Below are 22,423 nucleotides of genomic sequence, written 5' to 3'. Positions count from 1 at the left end.
GCAGGAAGGAACAGCATGACGACAGATGTAACCGTAAAATCGCTGGCAGCAGAGATTCAGACTCCAGTTGATCGCCTGGTACAGCAGTTTGCTGATGCAGGGATTAACAAGTCTGAGACAGACTCTGTAACCCAACATGAGAAAGAAGCCTTACTGGCGCACCTGAACCGTGAACACGGTAGCGCGCCTGGTAAGCTCACGTTGCAGCGCAAAACGCGCAGCACCTTGAATATTCCGAGCACCGGCGGTAAAAGTAAATCGGTGCAAATTGAGGTCCGCAAGAAACGCACTTATGTAAATCGCGATACGCCAGAAGCCCAACAGGCTGAAGCGGCAGAGCAGGCACAGCGTGAAGCGGAAGAGCAGGCACAGCGCGAAGCGGAAGAGCTAGCGAAACGCGAAGCAGAAGCGAAGCGCGCAGCCGAAGAGCAAGCCAAACGTGAGGCCGCGGAGATTGCTAAGCGTAATTCAGCGGAAAAAGAAAAAGTGACGAATCAACATACCGACGAAATGACCAAGCCAGCTCAGGCAGAAAAAGCACGCCGTGAAGCCGAAGCCGCTGAACTGAAACGTAAAGCGGAAGAGGAAGTACGCCGTAAGGTCGAAGAAGACGCCAAACGCGTAGCGGAAGAAGCTCGCCGCATGGCAGAAGAGAACGGTGAGAAGTGGGCCGAAGCTGAAGCAGCAAGCGCTGCGGTTGAAACAGCCGATTACCACGTGACTACCTCTCAGCACGCCCGTGCCGCTGAAGACGAAAACGACGCTAAAGTTGAAGGCGAACGCCGCAGCCGCACCCGTGGCGGTAAAGCGACCAAGCAGAAGAAAGGCAACAAGCTTTCCGAGTCTAAAGCAGACCGTGAAGAAGCGCGCGCCGTTACCCGTGGCGGTAAAGGCAAGCGTAAGCCAAGCACTCTGCAGCAGGGCTTCAACAAGCCGGCTCAGGTGGTTAACCGCGACGTTATTATCGGCGAAACCATCACCGTAGCCGAACTGGCTAACAAAATGGCGGTTAAAGGCTCTCAGGTCATCAAAGCGATGATGAAGCTGGGCGCAATGGCCACCATCAACCAGGTCATCGATCAGGAAACCGCGCAGCTGGTTGCCGAAGAGATGGGCCACAAAGTTATCCTGCGTCGTGAGAACGAGCTGGAAGAAGCGCTGATGAGCGACCGTGATACCGGTGCAGCGGCTGAGCCACGTGCGCCAGTTGTGACCATCATGGGCCACGTCGACCACGGTAAAACTTCTTTGCTGGACTACATCCGCTCCACCAAGGTGGCAGCAGGCGAGGCCGGCGGTATTACCCAGCATATCGGTGCTTACCACGTAGAAACCGACAACGGCATGATCACCTTCCTGGATACCCCAGGCCACGCAGCCTTTACTTCAATGCGTGCCCGTGGTGCTCAGGCGACTGACATCGTTGTTCTGGTTGTTGCTGCCGACGACGGCGTGATGCCGCAAACCATCGAAGCTATCCAGCATGCGAAAGCAGCGCAGGTACCGTTGGTGGTTGCAGTGAACAAAATTGACAAGCCGGAAGCCGATCCGGATCGCGTTAAGCAAGAACTGTCCCAGTACGGCGTTATGCCGGAAGAGTGGGGCGGCGAAGCTCAGTTCGTTCACGTATCTGCGAAAGCCGGTACCGGTATCGACGAACTGCTGAACGCTATCCTGCTGCAGTCCGAAGTTCTCGAACTGAAAGCAGTACGCAGCGGCATGGCCAGCGGCGTAGTTATCGAATCCTTCCTGGATAAAGGTCGTGGTCCGGTTGCTACCGTGTTGGTACAGGAAGGTACGCTGAACAAAGGCGATATCGTTCTGTGTGGCTTCGAATACGGCCGCGTGCGTGCGATGCGTGACGAGCTGGGTCGCGAAGTGACCTCTGCGGGTCCTTCTATTCCGGTTGAGATCCTGGGTCTGTCCAGCGTTCCTGCCGCCGGTGATGAAGCGACCGTTGTGCGTGACGAGAAGAAAGCGCGTGAAGTTGCGCTGTACCGTCAAGGCAAGTTCCGCGAAGTTAAACTGGCGCGTCAGCAGAAATCCAAACTGGAAAACATGTTTGCGAACATGACCGACGGTGAAGTTTCTGAGCTGAACATCGTACTGAAATCCGACGTACAGGGTTCTTGTGAAGCCATCATGGATTCACTGTTGAAACTCTCTACCGACGAAGTGAAAGTGAAGATTGTTGGTTCTGGCGTAGGTGGTATCACTGAAACCGACGCAACGCTGGCAGCCGCTTCCAACGCCATCATCCTGGGCTTCAACGTCCGTGCCGATGCTTCTGCGCGCCGCGTGATTGAAGCAGAAAGCCTGGATCTGCGTTACTACTCCGTGATCTATAACCTGATCGACGAAGTGAAGCAGGCGATGAGCGGTATGTTGGCGCCTGAGTACAAGCAGCAGATCATCGGTCTGGCCGAAGTGCGTGACGTGTTCAAATCACCTAAATTCGGTGCTATTGCCGGTTGTATGGTTACCGAAGGTAACATCAAGCGTCACAACCCAATCCGCGTTCTGCGCGACAACGTGGTTATCTATGAAGGCGAGCTGGAATCCCTGCGCCGCTTCAAAGATGACGTTAACGAAGTCCGTAACGGCATGGAATGTGGTATCGGCGTTAAGAACTACAACGACGTGCGCGTCGGCGACATGATCGAAGTCTTCGAAATCATCGAGATCCAACGTACCATCGCTTAACGCTAGCACATCTGCTTAAGTCTTTTCTGGGGGGCCTTGTGCCCCCCGATTTGTCTGGAGAATCCATAATGGCAAAAGAATTCAGCCGCGGTCAGCGCGTGGCACAAGAGATGCAAAAAGAGATTGCTATCATTCTGCAGCGTGAAGTCAAAGATCCGCGTATCGGCATGGCTACCGTTTCTGGTGTAGAAGTTTCTCGCGATTTGGCCTATGCCAAAGTTTATGTCACCTTCCTGAACGTGTTGACCGAAAACCCGGATCCGGAACTGGTGCCAAACGGTATCAAAGCGCTGCAAGACGCTTCGGGCTACATCCGCACATTGCTGGGCAAAGCCATGCGTCTGCGTGTAGTACCTGAGCTGACCTTCGCTTACGACAACTCTCTGGTTGAAGGCATGCGCATGTCCAACCTGGTGACTAACGTAGTGAAGAACGACGCCGAACGCCGTTCCGCATCAGGCGATGACGAGGAGGCTTAATGAGTCGCCCTCGTCGCCGCGGCCGTGATATCCACGGCGTCCTGTTGCTGGACAAACCGCAGGGCCTGTCGTCTAACGACGCCCTGCAAAAAGTAAAACGCCTCTATAACGCCAACCGCGCGGGACACACCGGCGCGCTCGACCCGCTGGCGACCGGCATGCTGCCGATTTGCCTCGGTGAGGCGACCAAGTTCTCACAGTTCCTGCTCGACTCCGACAAACGCTATCGCGTTATTGCTCGACTGGGGCAGCGCACCGATACTTCGGACGCCGACGGCCAGATTGTGCAGGAACGTCCGGTGAACTTCACCCAGGCGCAGCTCGATGCGGCGCTGGACAGCTTCCGCGGCGATATCAAGCAGGTGCCTTCGATGTATTCGGCGCTGAAGTACCAGGGCAAGAAACTCTATGAGTATGCTCGTCAAGGTATCGAAGTTCCGCGCGAAGCACGCAGCATCACCGTTTACGATCTGCAGTTTATCCGCTGGGAAGGGGACGAACTGGAGCTGGAAATTCACTGTTCGAAAGGCACCTACATCCGCACCATTACCGACGACCTCGGTGAGCTGCTGGGGTGTGGCGCACATGTGATCTACCTGCGTCGTCTGCAGGTGGCGACCTATCCGATCGAAAGGATGGTCACGCTGGAACAGCTGAACGAATTGCTGGAGCAGGCACAGGCACAGGAAGTCGCGCCAGGCGAGCTGCTCGATCCTCTGCTGATGCCGATGGACAGCCCGGTGGAGAACTACCCGGAAGTGAATTTGCTGCCGGTAGTCGCGGGATACGTTAAGCAGGGGCAGCCCGTACAGGTTGCCGGTGCGCCGGCCTCGGGCATGGTACGTATCACCGAAGGTGAAGAGCGTAAATTTATCGGCGTGGGTGATATCGCCGATGACGGTCGTGTGGCGCCGCGCCGCCTGGTCGTCGAATATTTCGACTGAGGGCAGAAAACGCACTGCCTTGCGATCGCACTGCGCTAAGGGTAGAATGGCGCAGCTTATGCATTGGGTTGCTGAATTAGAGATCGGCGCCTGTATTTATTATCTATAATCTGGAGTATTACAATGTCTCTAAGTGTTGAAGCTAAAGCTAAAATCGTAGCTGATTTCGGTCGTGGTACTAACGACAGCGGTTCTTCCGAAGTTCAGGTTGCCCTGTTGACTGCGCAGATCAACCATCTGCAAGGCCACTTCTCAGAGCACAAAAAAGATCACCACAGCCGTCGTGGTCTGCTGCGTATGGTTTCTCAGCGTCGTAAGCTGCTGGACTACCTGAAGCGTAAAGATGTAGCACGTTACACCAGCCTGATCGAGCGTCTGGGTCTGCGTCGCTAATCTAGCGAGTTTCAGTGGAAAGGGGCCTATTTGGGCCCCTTTCTTCTAGGAAGCATAAGCAAATCAGGTTAATGTATTACTGATGTTTCCAAACAGGATCTTCCATTACAGAGGTTCGCGCGGCTAATGAGAGGCTTTGTCTCAGGCTTGAGATAAGGATTGTCATTAGTCGCGAGGATGTAGTGAGAAGGCAAATCGAGTCAATGGCGTGTCGAGTCGTCAATACGATTGCGCGCCTAATCTAAGGATATAATTTTGCTGACACCGATCATTCGCAAATTCCAGTATGGCCAGCATACCGTCACTATTGAGACCGGTATGATGGCTCGTCAAGCCACCGCCGCCGTGATGGTGAGCATGGATGACACCGCCGTATTCGTTACCGTAGTTGGCCAGAAAAAAGCCAAACCAGGCCAGAGCTTCTTCCCACTGACCGTTAACTATCAGGAGCGTACCTACGCTGCTGGTCGTATCCCGGGCAGCTTCTTCCGTCGTGAAGGCCGTCCGAGCGAAGGCGAAACTCTGACTTCCCGCCTGATTGACCGTCCGATCCGTCCACTGTTCCCGGACAGCTTCCTGAACGAAGTTCAGGTAATTGCTACCGTGGTTTCCGTTAACCCGCAGGTTAACCCGGACATCGTTGCGATGATCGGTGCCTCTGCAGCCCTGAGCCTGTCCGGTATTCCGTTCAATGGCCCAATCGGTGCCGCTCGCGTGGGTTACATCAACAGCCAGTACGTGCTGAACCCAACGACTGACGAGCTGAAAGAAAGCAGCCTGGACTTGGTGGTTGCCGGTACCGCAGGCGCAGTGCTGATGGTTGAATCCGAAGCTGACGTTCTGAGCGAAGATCAAATGCTGGGCGCGGTGGTCTTTGGCCACGAGCAACAGCAGATCGTTATCGAGAACATCAATTCCCTGGTTGCCGAAGCCGGCAAGCCTAAGTGGGATTGGCAGGCACCTGCAGTCAACGAAGCGCTGCACGCGCGCGTTGCAGAACTGGCAGAAGGCCGCCTGGGCGACGCTTATCACATCACCGAAAAACAAGAGCGTTACGCTCAGGTAGATGCGATCAAGAACAGCGTTGTTGAAACCCTGTTGGCACAGGACGAAACCCTGGACGCGTCTGAAATTCAGGACATCCTGGGCAGCGTTGAGAAAAACGTCGTTCGTAGCCGCGTGCTGCGTGGCGAGCCGCGTATCGACGGCCGTGAAAAAGACATGATCCGTGGCCTGGACGTGCGCACCGGCGTACTGCCGCGTACCCACGGTTCCGCACTGTTCACCCGTGGTGAAACTCAGGCTCTGGTTACTGCAACTCTGGGTACCGCACGTGATGCGCAGAACCTGGATGAGCTGATGGGCGAGAAGACCGACAGCTTCCTGTTCCACTACAACTTCCCTCCGTACTCCGTTGGTGAGACCGGGATGGTAGGTTCGCCTAAACGTCGTGAAATTGGTCACGGCCGCCTGGCGAAACGCGGCGTATTGGCTATGATGCCTAAAGCAGAAGATTTCCCGTACACGGTGCGTGTGGTTTCCGAAATCACCGAATCTAACGGTTCTTCTTCCATGGCTTCAGTCTGTGGCGCTTCTTTGGCGCTGATGGACGCTGGTGTGCCAATCAAAGCCGCCGTTGCGGGTATCGCAATGGGCCTGGTGAAAGAACAAGACAACTTTGTGGTTCTGTCCGACATTCTGGGTGACGAAGATCACCTGGGCGACATGGACTTCAAAGTGGCGGGTAGCCGTGACGGTATTACCGCGCTGCAGATGGACATTAAAATTGAAGGCATCACCCGCGAAATCATGCAGGTTGCACTGAACCAGGCCAAGGGCGCGCGTCTGCACATCCTGGGCGTAATGGAACAGGCTATCAGCACTCCGCGTGGCGATATCTCTCAGTTCGCACCACGTATTCACACTATCCGAATCAACCCGGACAAGATCAAAGACGTGATTGGTAAAGGCGGCTCTGTCATCCGTGCGTTGACCGAAGAGACCGGCACTACCATCGAAATCGAAGATGATGGTACAGTGAAAATCGCTGCTACCGACGGTGAGAAAGCGAAATTCGCTATTCGCCGCATCGAAGAGATCACTGCCGAGATCGAAGTGGGCCGTATTTACCAGGGTAAAGTTACCCGTATCGTTGATTTCGGCGCATTCGTGGCGATCGGTGGTGGTAAAGAAGGTCTGGTGCACATCTCTCAAATCGCAGACAAGCGCGTTGAGAAAGTGACCGACTATCTGCAGATGGGTCAGGAAGTACCGGTTAAGGTACTGGAAGTTGACCGTCAGGGCCGCGTGCGTCTGAGCATCAAAGAAGCGACCGCACCAGAAGCAGGTTCACCTGCGCCTGAAGCAGAATAACTGTATAGATAGATTTACAGCTCCCGGCCATGGGGTTGGGAGCTGTTCGTATCGCGCGGGTAGGATGCTTGCGTATTAGCAAACGGATGAAAGGATGTTCATCCAATGTTTGTCTTCGGGAGTGGGAAATGAAGCCTTTCTTGCGCTGGTGTTACGTTGCGACAGCACTCATGCTGGCAGGATGCAGCAACCATGATTGGCGTAAAGACGAAGTTTTGGCGATCCCGTTGCAGCCAACTCTGCAGCAGGAAGTGATCCTGGCGCGCATGGAACAAATACTTGCCAGCCGGGCACTGACGGACGATGAGCGTGCGCAGCTTTTATATGAGCGCGGTGTGCTGTATGATAGCCTCGGGCTACGTGCACTGGCGCGCAATGATTTCTCGCAAGCGCTGGCGATACGTCCTGATATGCCAGAAGTTTTCAACTACCTGGGCATTTACTTAACGCAGGCAGGCAATTTTGATGCTGCCTATGAAGCGTTTGATTCTGTACTAGAGCTTGATCCAACTTACAATTACGCGCGTTTAAACCGGGGCATCGCACTGTATTATGGCGGCCGCTTCCCGTTGGCGCAGGATGATCTGCAGGCGTTTTATCAAGACGACCCAAACGATCCCTTCCGTTCGTTGTGGCTTTATCTGGTGGAAAGAGAAATCGATCCCAAGAAGGCTGACGTAGCGCTCCAGCAGCGTTATGACAAAGCGAACCGAGGGCAATGGGGATGGAATATTGTCGAATTCTACCTGGGCAACATCAGTGAAAAAACGCTGATGGAAAGGCTCAAGGCAGATGCAACGGATAACACTTCGCTCGCTGAGCATCTCAGTGAAACTGACTTCTATTTAGGTAAGCATTACCTAAGTCTGGGGGACAAGGACACCGCTTCGGCGCTGTTCAAACTGACGGTCGCTAACAACGTTCATAACTTCGTTGAGCACCGCTATGCATTGTTGGAATTGGCGCTGTTAGGCCAAGAACAAGACGACCTATCGGAATCGGACCAGCAATAGCTGACGAACAACTATCAGCCTGATATACATTGGTTTTTTGCCAAAGTTATCGTCTTAACGGGCGAGGGCTTTTTTGTTCGTTTTATAATCTAATTTGAGCCGGTTCACACTTTTCAATGAAAATGACTGAAAATTTTCTCGACGAGTTATGTAGACTGGCTGCCATTATTAATGAGGCACGTGTACATGACTACTGAGCTTGAAACCTCTTTTGCTGACCTGGGGCTGTCTGCTCCGATCATTTCTGCCCTGACCGATCTGGGCTATGAAAAACCTTCACCGATCCAGGCTGAGTGTATTCCTCACCTGTTGAACGGCCGTGATGTGCTGGGCATGGCACAGACCGGTAGTGGTAAAACTGCAGCATTCTCGCTGCCACTGCTGCACAACCTTGACGCTTCCCTGAAAGCACCTCAGATCCTGGTGCTGGCACCGACCCGCGAACTGGCGGTTCAGGTTGCTGAAGCGATGACTGATTTCTCCAAACACATGCATGGCGTTAACGTTGTGGCCCTGTACGGCGGCCAGCGTTATGACGTGCAGCTGCGCGCTCTCCGTCAGGGCCCGCAAATCGTAGTAGGGACTCCAGGCCGTCTGCTGGACCACCTGAAGCGTGGCACCCTGAACCTCTCTAACCTGAGCGGTCTGGTGCTGGATGAAGCCGACGAAATGCTGCGCATGGGCTTTATCGAAGACGTAGAAACCATCATGGCAGAGATCCCGGCTGAACATCAGACCGCGCTGTTCTCCGCAACCATGCCGGAAGCGATCCGTCGCATTACCCGCCGCTTTATGAAAGAGCCGCAGGAAGTGCGCATCCAATCCAGCATCACTACCCGTCCGGACATCAGCCAGAGCTACTGGACTGTGCACGGCATGCGTAAAAACGAAGCGCTGGTGCGTTTCCTGGAAGCGGAAGACTTTGATGCGGCGATTATCTTCGTTCGTACCAAAAACGCGACTCTGGAAGTGGCTGAAGCGCTTGAGCGCAGCGGTTACAGCAGCGCAGCACTGAACGGCGACATGAACCAGGCACTGCGTGAGCAGACCCTGGAGCGCCTGAAAGATGGTCGTCTGGATATCCTGATCGCAACCGACGTTGCTGCTCGTGGCCTGGACGTTGAGCGTATCAGCCTGGTGGTAAACTATGACATCCCTATGGATTCAGAGTCTTACGTTCACCGTATCGGCCGTACCGGCCGTGCTGGTCGTGCCGGCCGTGCGCTGCTGTTCGTAGAAAACCGCGAACGCCGCCTGCTGCGCAACATCGAACGCACCATGAAGCTGACCATTCCAGAAGTTGAGCTGCCAAACGCAGAACTGCTGGGTGAGCGTCGTCTGGCCAAGTTCGCCGCTAAAGTACAGCAACAGCTGGAAAGCAGCGATCTGGACATGTACCGCGCACTGCTGGCTAAACTGCAGCCGGAAGAAGAGCTGGAAATGGAAACACTGGCCGCAGCACTGCTGAAAATGGCACAGGGCGAACGTCCTCTGATCTTGCCACCGGATCCCGTGTTCAAACCACGTCAGCGTCGTGAATTCAACGACCGTGACGATCGCGGTAGCGACCGTCGTCGTGACGCACGTCCAGACAGCCGTGATGGTGGCGCAGATCGCCCACGTCGCGAGCGTCGTGACGTTGGCGAAATGCAGCTGTACCGCATTGAAGTGGGCCGTGATGACGGCGTTGAAGTTCGTCATATCGTTGGCGCGATCGCTAACGAAGGTGACATCAGCAGCCGTTACATCGGTAACATCAAGCTGTTTGCTGGTCACTCGACCATCGAACTGCCAAAAGGCATGCCGGGCGAGATCCTGTCTCACTTCACCCGTACTCGTATCCTGAACAAGCCGATGAACATGCAACTGCTGGGCGATGCACAGCCGCATGAACGTCGTGAGCGTCGCGAAGGCGGTGCTGGTGCAGGTAACGGCGAGCGTCGTGGCGGTGGTCGTCCATTCAACGGCGAACGTCGTGAAGGGGCAAACCCAGGCCGTCGTTCTTTCGGTGATCGTCGTGAAGGCGGTGCTGCTGCACCTGCCGGCAACGGTGGCGAACGTCGTGGCGGTAACTTCAACCGTGACGGCCAACGCGCCCCACGTCGTGATGACGCCGCTCCGGCTGCACCACGTCGCCGTTTCGGTGATGCATAACATCTGATTTGACCGCTTGCGGTTAATCGGACTAAGAAACCAGCCTTCGGGCTGGTTTTTTTATGCCTGAAATTCACCGTTAAATGGCAGAAAATGGCGTATCATTTATAAGGTTTTTTCTTATGGATACTACGCACGGGAGATGCCATGAGTTGGCAGCAGTTCAAGTCTCAATACCTGGTGCGCTTTTGGGCACCTTTACCCGCGGTGATTGCCGCAGGGATCCTATCTACCTACTACTTTGGTTTGACCGGTACCTTCTGGGCGGTAACCGGGGAATTTACCCGCTGGGGTGGCCATGTATTGCAGTGGTTCGGCCTGCACCCTGAGCAATGGGGCTACTTCAAGGTTATCGGCCTTGAGGGCACGCCGCTGCAGCGCATCGACGGCAGGATGATCATCGGCATGTTCGCTGGCTGTATCGCTGCCGCACTGTGGGCCAATAACATCAAGCTGCGCCAGCCACAGCACCGCATTCGCATTGTGCAGGCGCTGTTGGGCGGCATTATCGCCGGCTTCGGTGCCCGTCTGGCGATGGGCTGCAACCTGGCGGCATTCTTTACCGGTATTCCTCAGTTCTCGCTGCACGCCTGGTTCTTCGCACTGGCGACCGCTGCTGGCTCCTACTTTGGCGCCAAATTTACCCTGTTGCCGATGTTCCGCATCCCGGTGAAATTACAGAAGGTAAAAGCCGCCGCCCCGTTGACGCAAAAGCCGGAGCAGGCGCGCCGCCGCTTCCGTTTGGGCATGGTGATTTTCTGCCTGTCGGTAGCCTGGTCACTTTGGACGCTGTTCGATGCGCCGAAGCTGGGTATCGCCATGCTGTTCGGTATCGGTTTTGGCCTGCTGATTGAGCGTGCGCAGATCTGCTTCACCTCAGCCTTCCGCGATTTATGGATCACCGGGCGTACCCACATGGCGAAAGCGATCATTATCGGCATGGCGGTGAGCGCCATCGGCATTTTCAGCTATGTGCAGTTGGGTGTCGCGCCGAAAATCATGTGGGCCGGCCCCAATGCGGTTCTGGGCGGCCTGCTGTTTGGTTTCGGCATCGTGCTGGCCGGCGGCTGTGAAACCGGCTGGATGTACCGTGCGGTGGAAGGACAGGTGCACTATTGGTGGGTGGGGCTGGGTAACATCATCGGCGCGACCCTGCTGGCTTACTACTGGGATGACCTGGCCCCGGCGCTGGCCACAGATTACGACAAGATCAACCTGCTGGATACTTTCGGGCCGATCGGCGGCCTGCTGGTGACTTACCTGCTGCTGGCGTTGGCGTTTGCCGCCCTGCTGTGGTGGGAGAAACGTTTTTTCCGCGCCAAACCCGATGCGCAGGTGGTTAATTTGAGGAGTGTGTCATGAAGCAAGCGGCGATAGTGCCAAATTATCGGTTGGATATGCTGGGTGAACCTTGTCCGTATCCGGCAGTGGCCACGCTGGAGGCGATGCCGCAGTTGAAGCCGGGCGAGATCCTGGAAGTGATCAGCGACTGCCCGCAGTCGATCAACAACATTCCACTCGACGCGCGGAATCACGGTTACAAAGTGTTGGATATTCAGCAGGACGGGCCAACCATCCGCTATCTTATCCAGCGTTAACCGACGTGGGGCAGCGGTGTGCTGCCCCATTTTTGCATGGCGGACGTTGAGGGAAATGATTGCCCTGCGGCCCGCCGTTGACTTACCCTTTCGCCAGCGTGTCTTTTACTCCGGCGACAATCTCAAACGAATGCAACCGTGCCTGATGGTCAAAGATCTGGCCGTTAACCATGATCTCATCCGCACCGGTTTCGTTGAGCAACGTTTGCAGCCCGTGACGCGCGGTATTTTCGTTACCGATGATCGACATGCGCAGTGCCTGATCAACCCCGTACTGTTCCCCGGCGGTCCATAGCGCGTGGATATTGTCCACCGGCGCCGGCAGTGGGCCTGGCGAACCACGACGCAGGTTGATGAACTGCTGCTGCATCGACGTAAACAGGAAGCGCGCATCGGCATCGCTGTCGGCGGCCACCACGTTGACGCACACCATCGCATGCGGCTGCTGGCACTGCTCGGAAGCTTTGAAGTTATCACGATACAACTTCAGCGCCTGGAACAGCATCTCCGGTGCAAAGTGAGAGGCGAAGGCGAACGGCAGGCCAAGCTGTGCCGCCAACTGCGCGCTGTACAAACTGGAACCGAGCAGCCAGAGAGGGACATGCAATCCTTGGCCGGGTACCGCCTGAACCGGCTGGCCCGGTTGTGCATCGCAGAAGTAATGTTGCAGTTCCTGCACGTCTCGGGGGAAGTTATCCACCTCGCCGGACAGATGGCGGCGCAGTGCCATCATGGTGCGTTGATCGGTACCGGGTGCGCGGCCGAGGCCCAAATCGATACGCCCGGGGTACAAAGACTCCAGCGTACCGAACTGCTCGGCGATCACCAGCGGCGCATGGTTAGGCAGCATCACGCCACCGGAACCAAGGCGAATGCTTTGGGTACCCGCGGCCAGATAACCCAGCAGTACCGAGGTGGCGGCACTGCCGATGCCGGTCATGTTGTGATGCTCTGCCAACCAATAGCGTTGATAACCCCATTTTTCGGCATGTTGTGCTAAATCTAAAGAAGCGTGAAACGCATCACGTGGTTTGGCCCCTTGTGGGATAGGGGATAAATCCAGTACCGAAACCGGTACCGCAGTTTTTTCAGTCATGGCATCGTCCATCAAAAGGTGATCGCTTAAAGGGCGATTGCAGAAGTCTGCAAACTACAAAGCATAATGTGCTTTTAGTGTTAAAAGCATAATCCAATTTATAGTTATAAAAGAGGATATATGTGCTCGGAATATCCTTATGAGTAAAATGGTTTTTTTGGGGGTTTATTGAAATATGGACATGATGATTTCACCTGCCGCTTACTGCTCAGGGAGCTGAGAGAATGAAAAAAAAGACGTTGTTTACCCTACTGTTGATGGTGGTGGCGATCGCCATGGCGATATTGTTCCGCGCGCATAATCAGGATTTGTTGTTGCAGGGCGAAGTGGATGCGCCTGAGGTGATTGTGGCTTCCAAAGCTAAGGGACGAGTGATTGAACGTCTGGTGGAGCGTGGGGACGACGTGCAGGCAGGGCAAGTGATAATTCATCTCGACAGCCCGGAACTGATGGCGCAACTGCGTTCCGCGCAGGCGTCGCGCGATGAGGCCAAAGCGCAGCTCGAGCAGTCGCTGCACGGCACGCGTGAAGAAAGCATCCGCAACCTGCGCGCCAACCTGGCGCAGTCCGAAGCGCAATATCGCAACGCGCAAAACGACTACAACCGCAACCTGAGCGTGGCCGGTAAAGGTTATATTTCGAAATCTGAATTGGACGCTTCACGCCGCGCGCGCGATACCGCTTTCCAACAGGTGCAGGCGGCCAAAGCCAACCTGGACGAAGGGATTAACGGCGACCGTGTCGAATTACGGCAACAGTACGCTGCGGCACTGCGAGCAGCGGAAGAAAACTTGCTGCAGGTGAAAGCCCAGACGGACGACTTGCAGGTATTAGCTCCGGTGACCGGCGAAGTTGGGCCAATACCGGCAGAAGTGGGCGAGTTGTTGAATGCGGGTAGCCCATTGCTGACGCTGATCCGCATTCCGGACGCTTATTTCGTGTTTAACCTGCGTGAAGATATTTTGGCTCACGTGCGGAAGGGCGACAAAGTCCAGATGCGGGTACCGGCACTGAAGGACAAAATGATCGAGGCGGAAGTGCGTTATATCGCCCCGCTGGGCGACTACGCCACCAAACGCGCCACCCGAGCTACCGGTGACTTCGATCTGAAAACGTTTGAAGTGCGCCTGTATCCGTCACAGCCGGTAGACGGCCTGCGCCCAGGGATGAGCAGCTTATGGCTATGGAAAGAGTAAGGGCCGGCTGGCGCTGCTTCTGCCATGCGTTTGGCAACGAGTGTCGGCTTGCCTTCCGCAGCCCGGTGGTGCATTGGCTGAGTTGGATCTTCCCGCTGATCCTGTTTGGTCTGATCAGCAGTAACTTTTCGGAAGGGACCTTGCTCGATCTGCCGGTGTCGGTAGTGGACAGCGATCACAGCCCGCTATCCAAATCGCTGACGCGCCGTCTGGATGCCGGTTCGCACGCCCACGTCGAGGCTTACCCCGGTGGGCTGCAAGAATCGCTGCATCGCCTGCGTAGCGCGCAGGATTACGCGCTGCTGTATGTGCCGCCGGATTTTGAGGCCAACGCGCTGGCTGGCAAACAGCCGAGCGTGGTGATGTACTACAATGCGCTGTTTTACGGTGCGGGGCTGTATTCCACCCAGGACTTCAGCGGCCTGATGACCGAAATCAACGCCAGCTACCGCAGCATCATCGCCGGCGAGATGGGCAAAACACTGCCGCCCCTGGCGGACGTGACGCTTTCCTACGGCAGTTTATTCAACGCCAGCGGCAGCTATATTTATTATCAACAGTTTGCCGCCACCATCCACCTGCTGCAGCTGTTCGTAGTGACCTGCATGATTTACGTGTTGGCACGCAGTAAATCCTTGTTGAAGGCGCGGCCGTTCAGCCTGGCGCTGCTCGGCAAGTTGGCGCCGTACACCTTATGTTTCACCAGCTTGCTGATGGTTGAAATTGCCGCGCTGGTGGGCATTTTTGACGCCCGCGTCAGCGGCAATCCGCTGTTCATGCTGATGATTGGTTTCTTCTACGTGATGGCGGCGCAGAGCATTGGCCTGCTGCTGTTTACCTTTACCAGCAGCACCATCACCGCCTACAGCCTGATCGCCATTTTGGTGAGTATTGCGCTGACCTTTTCGGGCATGGCGGTGCCGGAACTGTCGATGCCGCTGCCGGCGCGCATTATTTCTAATATTGAGCCGTTAACTCATGCGTTGTACGCCATGTTTGACGTATTCCTGCGGCAAGTCCCTGCCAGCGCCATCTTCAGCGTCTGTGCGTTGCTGTCGATTTATCCGCTGGTGACCGCACTGCTGGTGCGTAACCGGCTGTTGGCGCGGCTGTTAAAAGAAGGGGGGGCAGGATGAAACTTTATTGGCAAACCTTCGTCCGGGTGCTGCTCGGCATGCTGGAGCGGCCGATGTGGCTGATGTTGATCCTGTCGTTGTGCGTCATGAGCATGGTCTATGCCAACCGCACGGTATGGGATCTGCCGGTGGGCGTCATCGATCAGGACCACAGCACCGCCAGTCGCCAGCTGATCCGTCAACTGGACGCCACCTCCAAAATCGCTATTGAAACCTACGACAGTCTTGAGCAGGCGCAGCGGGATCTTGGCTGGCGCAAGCTGTTCGCGGTGATCATCATGCCGGTGGATCTGGAGAAGAAGATCCTGAGCGGCCAGAATATCGTGGTGCCGGTGTATGGCGATGCGACCAACCGCCTGGCCAACGGGCAGATCCAGCAGGATGTGGTGGCGGCTTATCAGCAGTTGCTGACCCAGTACAACAACGGCCTGCTGTTACGCAGCGGTTTCAGCGAACGCCAGGCGCAGGTGATCCTGACGCCGATCGTCGGACAGACGCTAGATGTGTTCAACCCGGGCATCAGCTTTGCGGCGATCATCTTCCCCGGCCTGCTGGTGATGCTGTTGCAGCACTCGCTGTTGATTGCCTGCGTGCGCGTCAGCATTGCCATGAAGAGCATGCCCGGGGGTAAAGCGCCGCTGGCGGCGCATCTGGGGGGGCTGACGGCGTTGCTGCCGATCTGGCTGTTCCTGTCGATCGTGCTGTTTGTGTTGTGGCCATGGGTGCTGGGCTATCGGCAAACGGCGGGCATTGCGGAAATTCTGCTGCTGACCTTCCCGTTCTTACTGGCGGTGCTGGGGTTGGGCAAGCTGGTGACCGAGTGCCTGCGCAGCGTCGAAATGATCTACCTGACGCTGGCGTTTATTACGACGCCGATATTTTATCTTTCGGGCACCATCTGGCCGCTGCAGGCGATGCCGGGCTGGGTGCGGGCGATTTCCTACAGCATTCCCTCCACCTGGGCAACCAAGGCCGTTGCGGGGGTTAACCAGATGGGGTTGTCGCTGAACGAAGTGTGGGGGGACGTGGCGATGCTGCTGGTGCTGGGGATTGTTTACACCCTGTTGGGCTTCGGCGTAGGTTTCGTACGCAACAGCGTCGCGCTGCGCAGTATGTTCCGCAAACGGCAGGTTAATTAACGTTCCAGCAAGGGAGCCCCACCATTTCCTTGACCCTTAACAAGGTGGACAGACGCGCTGTCTCGCATAATCACGTCCGTGAATTTTCTTACTGGTGTGATTGTATGGCTTACCAACTGAACCTGAACTGGCCCGAGTTTTTAGAGAAGTATTGGCAGAAAAAACCTGTTGTTTTGAAAAATGCCTTCCCGAATTTTGTCGATCCTATCACGCCAGACGAACTGGCGGGGCTGGCGATGGAGCAGGAGGTTGACAGCCGTCTGGTGAGCAACGCAGAAGGAAAATGGCAGGCCAGCAACGGTCCGTTTGAACATTTCGATGACCTCGGTGAAACGGGGTGGTCACTGCTGGCGCAGGCGGTTAACCACTGGCATGCGCCCTCAGCCGAGCTGGTGCGTCCGTTTCGCGTCTTGCCGGACTGGCGCCTGGATGATCTGATGATCTCCTTCTCGGTGCCGGGAGGCGGTGTGGGTCCGCATATCGACAACTACGATGTGTTCATCATTCAGGGGATGGGCCGCCGTCGCTGGCGCGTAGGCGATGCCTTGCCGATGCGTCAGTTCTGCCCGCACCCGGCGCTGCTGCACGTTGATCCGTTCGAGCCGATCATTGATGAAGAATTGGAACCGGGCGACATTCTGTACATCCCGCCAGGCTTTCCCCATGACGGCTTTACCCACGAAACGGCGTTCAACTATTCAGTGGGCTTCCGTGGGCCAAACGGCCGCGACTTGATCAGCAGCTTTGCTGATTACGCGCTGGAAAAAGATCTGGGTGGTGCGCATTACAGCGATCCTGATTTAACCCTGCGTGAACATCCGGGCCGGGTTGAAGAATATGAGCTTGAGCGCCTGCGCTCAATGATGTTCGAAATGATCGGCCAACCGGAAGACTTTAAGCAGTGGTTTGGCCGTTTTGCCACTACGCCACGTCATGAGCTGGACATCGCTATGGCGGAACCCCCTTATGAAGCGGAAGAGGTACTGAATGCGCTGATGGGCGGTGAAACCCTGACTCGCCTGAGCGGCCTGCGTGTGCTGCAGGTCGGCGACAGCTTCTTCGTCAACAGCGAGCGTCTGAACACCGTGGACGATCGTGCGGCCGATGCGCTGTGTCGTTATACCGAGCTGGGCCAGCCGGAGCTGGGTGATGCGTTGCAAAATCCGGCCTTTGTGGCTGAGCTGACCGAGCTGATCAATCAGGGATACTGGTTCTTCAAAGAGTAGTTGTCGCTGTTGGCTGACTTGCCGGGTGGCGCTACGCCTACCCGGCAGTTTTGTATTTTCTCAACGAATTAAGACACCAATTCCAGCCCCGCGACCCGGCGCCAGTAGCCGTTGCAGTCGGCTTGATCGGTGAGCGTTAACGGCTGCGCACCCTGCTCGTTGGCACGGAAACGTTCGACCAGAGCCAACGTCTCCGTGCTCTGCGGCGACAGGCGCACGATGTCTACCAATCCCTGCATACCGCTCAATTCGTTACCCAGGTTATAACAGTAGCCGCTCATGGTCTGAATACCGTTGAGCACGAACACCTGCTGCTGTTCTTGGGAACGCATCATGCGGCCCTGCGGGTATTTGATGCAGCAGGTTTCGCATTCGTCCTTGGCGCGGTCTTCAGACCGTGCGGTGAAGCAGCGTGCCGAATAGGCCAGCGGCAGGTGGCCGTAGCTCAGCACTTCCACTTCAAACTGCTGGCGGAAGCCCAGTTCTTCGCACTGCGCCAACAGTTTGGCCAGCCAGTCGCGTGACAGCTCGACCGGCATACACCAGCGGGTCATGCCCTGGCGGTGCAGCAGACGCAGGGTGTAGGCGTTGTAGCAATTCAGCGCGTGACCGGCGACGAACGGCAGGCCACGTTCCGCGGCCATGTTCACCGTGCCCAGATCGTTGGCTTCGATCAGGAATTCGCCGTTTTCCACATAACGCTTCAGTTCGTTCAGCTCGGACGGCGCCTGTAACAGTGCCAGGGTAGAGATCACCACCTGCTTGCCGCTGCGGGCTATCTCTTGCGCCAGCGCCAGCCAGTCCCCCACCTTCATTTCACGCCGTTTGGTGCAGACGCTTTCACCGAGATAAATAATCTCCGCGCTGCTGTTTACCGCCTGCTGATAAAAACTCTCGACCTCGGTTTTTGGCCAGTAGTACAGCACTGGGCCTAATGCGTATTTCATGCGTCCTCCTGCTACTGCCATTTGCGGTGATAGGCACCGAGGGTGGTTTGGGTGCCTTCGGACATCGAGCCGAGCGCCTCCATCCAGCCGGCCTCGGCCTGATAAGCGGCCGGATCGGCCTGGCAGCGGTCGATGGCCTGACGCCACACGCGGGCAACCTGGCTGACATAGGCCGGGCTGCGCTGGCGGCCTTCAATCTTCACCGAAGCGATATTGGCAGCCAGCAGTTCCGGCAGCAGTTCCAGCGTATTGAGGCTGGTGGGCTCTTCCAGCGCGTGGTAGCGCACGTCATCCACCAGATAGCGGCCCTTGCACAGCGTCGGGTAACCGGCATTTTCATCGTCCCGGTAGCGGTCGATCAGCACGCCGTTCAGGCGTGACTCCATACCCTGAGCCGTTTGCTGCCAGCGCACGTAGCGCGCCGGCGAACAGGCACCGACGGTATTGGGGGATTCGCCGGTCAGGTAAGAGGAGAGGTAGCAACGCCCCTCGGCCATGATGCACAGGCTGCCGAAGGCGAAGACCTCCAGCGGCACAGGGCTGGTACGCGCCAACTGTTTAACCTGGTGCATCGACAGCACGCGCGGCAGCACCACCCGACCGACGTCGAAATGGCGTTGGTAGAAGCGAATTGCCTCTTCGTTAGTGGCAGAAGCCTGCACCGACACGTGGCGCTCCAACTGCGGGTAACGTTCGGCGGCGTATTCCAGCATCGCCAAATCGGCGAGGATCAGCACGTCGGCACCCAACTGCGCCGCCATGTCTACCGCCCGCTGCCAGCGGGCATAGCCGTCCGGGTGGGCGAAGGTGTTGATGGCGATGTGCAGCTTACGGTTGTGGCGATGGACGTACTCGACCGCTTCCTGCAGCTTTTTCTCGGTAAAGTTGAGGCCGGCAAAGTGGCGCGCGTTGGTATCATCTTTCAGGCCGATGTACACGGCGTCAGCGCCGTTATCCACCGCAGCCTTCAGGGCCGGCAGATTACCGGCGGGACAAAGCAGCTCCATAGATTTATCCTGACTCAGCATGCACCCATGGCGGATGCGGGCTGTCACAATGTTTACCGGTGACCGTTTTTAACCGGCAAACGCTAATCGGGAGGCAATTTTAGTGAAAGCGCGCTGAACAGGCTTTGATTTGAGGCAGCTTCTGGCGTATTGATAAAGCTGGCGGCGAAATGCACTATTTGTTGATATAGAGCGCTTCTGCCGTGCGCCACTGTGGCAAAATAGTGCATCTGTGTTGAAAGGAGTGAACGACAGTGTTGGAACAATTACGAGCGCGCATTGTGCGCCAGGGGCCGTCGCTGCTGCGAGTACCGCTAAAATTCACGCCGTTTGCTTTGCAGCGCCAGCTTCTGGAACAGGTGCTGGGCTGGCAGTTCCGCCAGGCGTTGGCGGATGGCGATTTGGAATTTCTTGAATCGCGCTGGTTAAAGATCGAAGTCCGCGATCTGGCGCTACACTGGTTTATGACGGTAGAAAACGGCAAGCTGGTTGTCAGCCAACATGCCGAGGCTGATGTCAGCTTCAGCGGCGACGCCAACGATCTGATTCTTATCGCAGCGCGTAAGCAAGATCCCGATACGCTGTTCTTTCAGCGTCGGCTGCAGATTGAAGGGGACACCGAATTGGGCCTGTATGTAAAAAATCTGATGGACGCCATCGAGTTGGAAGCCATGCCTGCGCCATTGCGCCTGGGCCTGCTGCAACTGGCTGAATTTGTCGAAGCAGGGCTGCAGGAGGGCACGGTGCAAACTTCCCGTGTGCCGGTATCATGCTAATCCGCGTAGAAATTCCGGTAGATGCCGCAGGGATCGACGCGCTGTTGCGTCGTGCCTTTGGGCGTGACGACGAGGCCGATCTGGTGCAGCAACTGCGCGAAGATGGCCTGCTGACGCTGGGCATTGTCGCCACCGACGACGAAGGCGGCGTGGTAGGTTATGCGGCGTTCAGTCCGGTGGACGTGGCCGGGGAGGATCGCCAATGGGTCGGTCTGGCACCGCTGGCGGTGGACGAAAGCCTGCGTCGCCAAGGGCTGGGTGAAAAACTGATCTACGAAGGATTGGATTCGCTCAATGAGTTCAGCTATGCCGCAGTAGTGGTGCTGGGCGATCCCGCTTATTACGGCCGCTTTGGCTTTAAACCGGCTGCTGCCTACGGGCTGCAGTGCCGTTGGCCGGGCAGCGAAGCCGCCTTCCAGGTGTATCCGCTGGCGGAAAATGCTCTGGATGATGCGCGCGGGGCGGTGGAGTTTTCCGAGCCGTTTAACCGGTTTTAATCTCAGCGTCCGGCAGTAAATGATCCAAAGTAAGAGGCGGGTGATTCACCAGCCTCTCTTTTTGCGTTTTGCTCAGTTGCTTCACCCGGTATTCCAGCCTTAGCGCTTTAGAACGATCCCCCGCCAGGCAGTGAAACGCCAACACCAGCTCGCCTTTGCCCCGCAGTGCCTTTGCACCTTTGCCAGCCTGATGCTGCGCCAGACGTCGTTCGACGTCGGTAGTAATGCCGGTATACAGCATGCCGTTAGGCAGACGCAGCATGTAAAGGTACCAGGGGGAGAGGGTATCGGTCATGAATAAGCAGCAACTTCGGTGGTCAGGGTGGGAATATGATGGCATGTTCGCCGTCGTAATCCCACCCTGTCCGCCTGCGGATGATTACGGTTAGCCTTTTTTGCCCGCCATTTCAAAGCGAGGTGAAACGAGGCCGTACAGCGTCCAGCCGAGGAAAGTGGCGATGGCACCCCACATCATGGCCTCTTCACCGGAACTGTAGAGCGCATAGAAGCTGTAAAGCGCGCCAATGCCGGCAATGATGTTGGCGATCCGCGCTTTTTTCTCCGGCACTTTCGCCACCTTCTGAATAATGATCAGCGCCGCCATCGACAAGATGTAGGGGATAATATTGGTCACCACGGCCAGGTTAACCAGCACGTTGAACTGCTTGTTCAACGAGGGGCTGATGGTCATCAGCGACAGTACGCTCTGGATAACGACGATGGTCAGCATGCCTTTGACCGGGGCGTCCGCCTTGCTGAGTTTCGAGAAGATTTTCGGGAAGAAACCGCTGTCGGCGGAAGATTTGAATACCTGAGCGATGGTGAACTGCCACCCCAGCAGCGACCCGACGCAGGACATGATCATCAGTGCCATGATGATCTTGCCGACCGTTGGGTTGAACATATGGGAAAACGCCAGCCCAAACGGCGCGGTGGAATTGGCCAGGTCCATATTCGGTACTATACCGGCGATCACGTTGGTCGAAACGATGTAGATCACTGCGGCGCTAAGCGTGCCGCCCAATACGGCGATCGGCACATTACGTTCTGGGTTCTCCACCACATCGGTATTGGCACAGGCGGATTCGAGGCCCAGGAAAGCCCATAGGGTCATGGAAATCGAAGCGCCAATGGCTTCAAAAGTTGGCACCTGATGCGGGTTCCACGCGGCGACGTAAGCGCTGCCGCTGAACCAGTGCCAGCCGATGATCGAAATCCCGACCACCGGGATGATGACGCCCCAAACGGTGATGCCGCTGATCCTGCCGGTAATGCGAGCGCCGCCGAAGTTGGCGACCGTGGCTAACCACAGCACACCAATGGTGGCGATACAGATCCCTAACGGGCTCAGGTTGGCGCCAAACAGCTCGGTACCGTAGCCCACGGCGGAAATGGCGATGGCGATATTGGCGATCAGTAACGAAACGCCGTAGGTATAGTTCGCCATAAAGTTGCCCGATTTGCCGAAGGCATATTCAGCATACCCCCCCATACCGCCGGATTTACGGCTGAACATCCCGCATTTGGCGAAGGCATAGGCCAGCGCCATTGAACCAACCGCAGTGACCAACCAGGAAACAATAGAAATTGTGCCTACCTCGGCCAATTTGGTCGGCAGCATAATTATGCCGGACCCCATCATGTTGACGGCCGTCAGGATCGTTAACTGCACGACCCCCATTTTATTATTAGACTTACTCATGATCATTCTCTCTTTTATGATGCGATCTGGGCGGTGAATAATAT

Annotated in this window: 21 protein-coding genes; 16 read left to right on the top strand and 5 right to left on the bottom strand. The window is 56.3% G+C overall.

The features are described 5' to 3' along the window. Nucleotides 1-15 precede the first annotated feature (15 nt). The 10 genes from infB to yedF all read left to right on the top strand — a co-directional run bounded on the left by infB (nt 16) and on the right by yedF (nt 11,657). Nucleotides 16-2,703, top strand: a complete 2,688-nt coding sequence (infB, locus tag ACMGG1_RS22095) for a translation initiation factor IF-2 (RefSeq protein ID WP_020824953.1) — start codon at nt 16-18, stop codon at nt 2,701-2,703. Nucleotides 2,704-2,771: 68 nt separating this feature from the next. Beyond that, a complete protein-coding gene (gene rbfA / locus ACMGG1_RS22090) occupies nt 2,772-3,182 on the top strand; it encodes a 30S ribosome-binding factor RbfA (protein WP_020824954.1) in 411 nt (136 codons plus the stop codon). After that, on the top strand, nt 3,182-4,126 hold the full coding sequence (truB, locus tag ACMGG1_RS22085) for a tRNA pseudouridine(55) synthase TruB (RefSeq protein ID WP_020824955.1): 945 nt from the start codon (nt 3,182-3,184) through the stop codon (nt 4,124-4,126). Before rbfA ends, truB begins: the two co-directional genes overlap by 1 nt. 123 nt (nt 4,127-4,249) lie before the next feature. Beyond that, the gene (gene rpsO / locus ACMGG1_RS22080; protein ID WP_012004950.1) at nt 4,250-4,519 is read left to right on the top strand and encodes a 30S ribosomal protein S15; all 270 of its coding nucleotides are present in this window, start codon (nt 4,250-4,252) and stop codon (nt 4,517-4,519) included. A gap of 255 nt (nt 4,520-4,774) precedes the next feature. Then, nucleotides 4,775-6,892, top strand: coding sequence for a polyribonucleotide nucleotidyltransferase (gene pnp / locus ACMGG1_RS22075; protein ID WP_020824956.1), 2,118 nt, complete (start codon nt 4,775-4,777; stop codon nt 6,890-6,892). Between the two features lie 128 nt (nt 6,893-7,020). Continuing rightward, complete coding sequence (gene nlpI, locus ACMGG1_RS22070) at nt 7,021-7,905, top strand: lipoprotein NlpI (protein ID WP_012004952.1); 885 nt, start codon at nt 7,021-7,023, stop codon at nt 7,903-7,905. A 116-nt stretch (nt 7,906-8,021) separates the two neighbouring features. Further along, the gene (gene yrbN / locus ACMGG1_RS22065; RefSeq protein WP_096335046.1) at nt 8,022-8,102 is read left to right on the top strand and encodes a protein YrbN; all 81 of its coding nucleotides are present in this window, start codon (nt 8,022-8,024) and stop codon (nt 8,100-8,102) included. Then, nucleotides 8,092-10,059, top strand: coding sequence for a DEAD/DEAH family ATP-dependent RNA helicase (locus ACMGG1_RS22060; protein WP_020824957.1), 1,968 nt, complete (start codon nt 8,092-8,094; stop codon nt 10,057-10,059). The genes yrbN and ACMGG1_RS22060 overlap by 11 nt, the downstream gene beginning before the upstream one ends. Nucleotides 10,060-10,206: 147 nt before the next feature. Then, nucleotides 10,207-11,421 carry a selenium metabolism membrane protein YedE/FdhT gene (gene yedE / locus ACMGG1_RS22055; RefSeq protein WP_414161025.1) on the top strand — a complete coding sequence of 405 codons (1,215 nt, stop codon included), beginning with the start codon at nt 10,207-10,209 and terminating at the stop codon, nt 11,419-11,421. Continuing rightward, nucleotides 11,418-11,657 (top strand): sulfurtransferase-like selenium metabolism protein YedF, encoded by a 240-nt coding sequence (gene yedF, locus ACMGG1_RS22050; RefSeq protein WP_046374647.1) that lies wholly within the window; start codon nt 11,418-11,420, stop codon nt 11,655-11,657. The genes yedE and yedF overlap by 4 nt, the downstream gene beginning before the upstream one ends. An 82-nt stretch (nt 11,658-11,739) precedes the next feature. Here the strand turns inward: yedF and ACMGG1_RS22045 are convergent, their stop codons facing one another. Further along, the gene (locus ACMGG1_RS22045) at nt 11,740-12,753 is read right to left on the bottom strand and encodes a luciferase-like monooxygenase (RefSeq protein ID WP_414161024.1); all 1,014 of its coding nucleotides are present in this window, start codon (nt 12,751-12,753) and stop codon (nt 11,740-11,742) included. Between the two features lie 224 nt (nt 12,754-12,977). On the opposite strand from ACMGG1_RS22045, the gene ACMGG1_RS22040 reads away from it, so the two are divergent. The 4 genes from ACMGG1_RS22040 to ACMGG1_RS22025 all read left to right on the top strand — a co-directional run bounded on the left by ACMGG1_RS22040 (nt 12,978) and on the right by ACMGG1_RS22025 (nt 17,450). After that, nucleotides 12,978-13,949, top strand: coding sequence for an HlyD family secretion protein (locus ACMGG1_RS22040; RefSeq protein ID WP_122076769.1), 972 nt, complete (start codon nt 12,978-12,980; stop codon nt 13,947-13,949). Next, complete coding sequence (locus ACMGG1_RS22035) at nt 13,931-15,085, top strand: ABC transporter permease (protein WP_414161023.1); 1,155 nt, start codon at nt 13,931-13,933, stop codon at nt 15,083-15,085. Before ACMGG1_RS22040 ends, ACMGG1_RS22035 begins: the two co-directional genes overlap by 19 nt. After that, nucleotides 15,082-16,224: an ABC transporter permease gene (locus ACMGG1_RS22030; protein WP_020824962.1), complete on the top strand. Its 1,143-nt coding sequence runs from the start codon at nt 15,082-15,084 to the stop codon at nt 16,222-16,224. Before ACMGG1_RS22035 ends, ACMGG1_RS22030 begins: the two co-directional genes overlap by 4 nt. 104 nt (nt 16,225-16,328) lie before the next feature. Further along, nucleotides 16,329-17,450 carry a JmjC domain-containing protein gene (locus tag ACMGG1_RS22025; RefSeq protein ID WP_414161022.1) on the top strand — a complete coding sequence of 374 codons (1,122 nt, stop codon included), beginning with the start codon at nt 16,329-16,331 and terminating at the stop codon, nt 17,448-17,450. 68 nt (nt 17,451-17,518) lie between these two features. Here the strand turns inward: ACMGG1_RS22025 and ACMGG1_RS22020 are convergent, their stop codons facing one another. Then, complete coding sequence (locus tag ACMGG1_RS22020; RefSeq protein WP_020824964.1) at nt 17,519-18,397, bottom strand: U32 family peptidase; 879 nt, start codon at nt 18,395-18,397, stop codon at nt 17,519-17,521. Nucleotides 18,398-18,408: 11 nt separating this feature from the next. Beyond that, nucleotides 18,409-19,404, bottom strand: a complete 996-nt coding sequence (gene ubiU, locus ACMGG1_RS22015) for a ubiquinone anaerobic biosynthesis protein UbiU (RefSeq protein WP_044553975.1) — start codon at nt 19,402-19,404, stop codon at nt 18,409-18,411. A gap of 254 nt (nt 19,405-19,658) precedes the next feature. On the opposite strand from ubiU, the gene ubiT reads away from it, so the two are divergent. Both ubiT and ACMGG1_RS22005 read left to right on the top strand, forming a co-directional pair. Continuing rightward, nucleotides 19,659-20,180 (top strand): ubiquinone anaerobic biosynthesis accessory factor UbiT, encoded by a 522-nt coding sequence (gene ubiT, locus ACMGG1_RS22010; RefSeq protein WP_020824966.1) that lies wholly within the window; start codon nt 19,659-19,661, stop codon nt 20,178-20,180. Continuing rightward, complete coding sequence (locus tag ACMGG1_RS22005) at nt 20,174-20,677, top strand: GNAT family N-acetyltransferase (RefSeq protein ID WP_020824967.1); 504 nt, start codon at nt 20,174-20,176, stop codon at nt 20,675-20,677. Before ubiT ends, ACMGG1_RS22005 begins: the two co-directional genes overlap by 7 nt. Here the strand turns inward: ACMGG1_RS22005 and ACMGG1_RS22000 are convergent. Next, nucleotides 20,664-20,972, bottom strand: coding sequence for a GIY-YIG nuclease family protein (locus ACMGG1_RS22000; protein ID WP_139285490.1), 309 nt, complete (start codon nt 20,970-20,972; stop codon nt 20,664-20,666). The two genes, ACMGG1_RS22005 and ACMGG1_RS22000, sit on opposite strands and share 14 nt — an antisense overlap. Before the next feature lie 90 nt (nt 20,973-21,062). Next, entirely contained in the window at nt 21,063-22,379 is a 1,317-nt protein-coding gene (gene potE, locus ACMGG1_RS21995; protein ID WP_041415181.1) for a putrescine-ornithine antiporter, read from the bottom strand. Nucleotides 22,380-22,423: the final 44 nt, after the last annotated feature.

The sequence above is a fragment of the Serratia sp. BNK-12 genome (assembly GCF_047456085.1).
Lineage (GTDB): Bacteria > Pseudomonadota > Gammaproteobacteria > Enterobacterales > Enterobacteriaceae > Serratia > Serratia liquefaciens.
The sequence above is the reverse complement of the archived record's forward strand: the minus strand, read 5'-3'. Positions and strand labels throughout refer to the sequence as shown.

What these genes read in the sequence shown, in the direction of transcription:
- ACMGG1_RS22060 (WP_020824957.1), top strand. Translation starts at nt 8,092, where the DNA reads ATGACTACTGAGCTTGAAACCTCTTTTGCTGACCTGGGGCTGTCTGCT.
- ACMGG1_RS22030 (WP_020824962.1), top strand. Translation starts at nt 15,082, where the DNA reads ATGAAACTTTATTGGCAAACCTTCGTCCGGGTGCTGCTCGGCATGCTG.
- ACMGG1_RS22020 (WP_020824964.1), bottom strand. Translation starts at nt 18,397, where the DNA reads ATGAAATACGCATTAGGCCCAGTGCTGTACTACTGGCCAAAAACCGAG.
- ACMGG1_RS22025 (WP_414161022.1), top strand. Translation starts at nt 16,329, where the DNA reads ATGGCTTACCAACTGAACCTGAACTGGCCCGAGTTTTTAGAGAAGTAT.
- ubiU (WP_044553975.1), bottom strand. Translation starts at nt 19,404, where the DNA reads ATGGAGCTGCTTTGTCCCGCCGGTAATCTGCCGGCCCTGAAGGCTGCG.
- yedF (WP_046374647.1), top strand. Translation starts at nt 11,418, where the DNA reads ATGAAGCAAGCGGCGATAGTGCCAAATTATCGGTTGGATATGCTGGGT.
- truB (WP_020824955.1), top strand. Translation starts at nt 3,182, where the DNA reads ATGAGTCGCCCTCGTCGCCGCGGCCGTGATATCCACGGCGTCCTGTTG.
- ACMGG1_RS22045 (WP_414161024.1), bottom strand. Translation starts at nt 12,753, where the DNA reads ATGACTGAAAAAACTGCGGTACCGGTTTCGGTACTGGATTTATCCCCT.
- ACMGG1_RS22005 (WP_020824967.1), top strand. Translation starts at nt 20,174, where the DNA reads ATGCTAATCCGCGTAGAAATTCCGGTAGATGCCGCAGGGATCGACGCG.
- yedE (WP_414161025.1), top strand. Translation starts at nt 10,207, where the DNA reads ATGAGTTGGCAGCAGTTCAAGTCTCAATACCTGGTGCGCTTTTGGGCA.
- ACMGG1_RS22000 (WP_139285490.1), bottom strand. Translation starts at nt 20,972, where the DNA reads ATGACCGATACCCTCTCCCCCTGGTACCTTTACATGCTGCGTCTGCCT.
- rpsO (WP_012004950.1), top strand. Translation starts at nt 4,250, where the DNA reads ATGTCTCTAAGTGTTGAAGCTAAAGCTAAAATCGTAGCTGATTTCGGT.
- potE (WP_041415181.1), bottom strand. Translation starts at nt 22,379, where the DNA reads ATGAGTAAGTCTAATAATAAAATGGGGGTCGTGCAGTTAACGATCCTG.
- infB (WP_020824953.1), top strand. Translation starts at nt 16, where the DNA reads ATGACGACAGATGTAACCGTAAAATCGCTGGCAGCAGAGATTCAGACT.
- ACMGG1_RS22040 (WP_122076769.1), top strand. Translation starts at nt 12,978, where the DNA reads ATGAAAAAAAAGACGTTGTTTACCCTACTGTTGATGGTGGTGGCGATC.
- nlpI (WP_012004952.1), top strand. Translation starts at nt 7,021, where the DNA reads ATGAAGCCTTTCTTGCGCTGGTGTTACGTTGCGACAGCACTCATGCTG.
- yrbN (WP_096335046.1), top strand. Translation starts at nt 8,022, where the DNA reads ATGAAAATGACTGAAAATTTTCTCGACGAGTTATGTAGACTGGCTGCC.
- rbfA (WP_020824954.1), top strand. Translation starts at nt 2,772, where the DNA reads ATGGCAAAAGAATTCAGCCGCGGTCAGCGCGTGGCACAAGAGATGCAA.
- ACMGG1_RS22035 (WP_414161023.1), top strand. Translation starts at nt 13,931, where the DNA reads ATGGCTATGGAAAGAGTAAGGGCCGGCTGGCGCTGCTTCTGCCATGCG.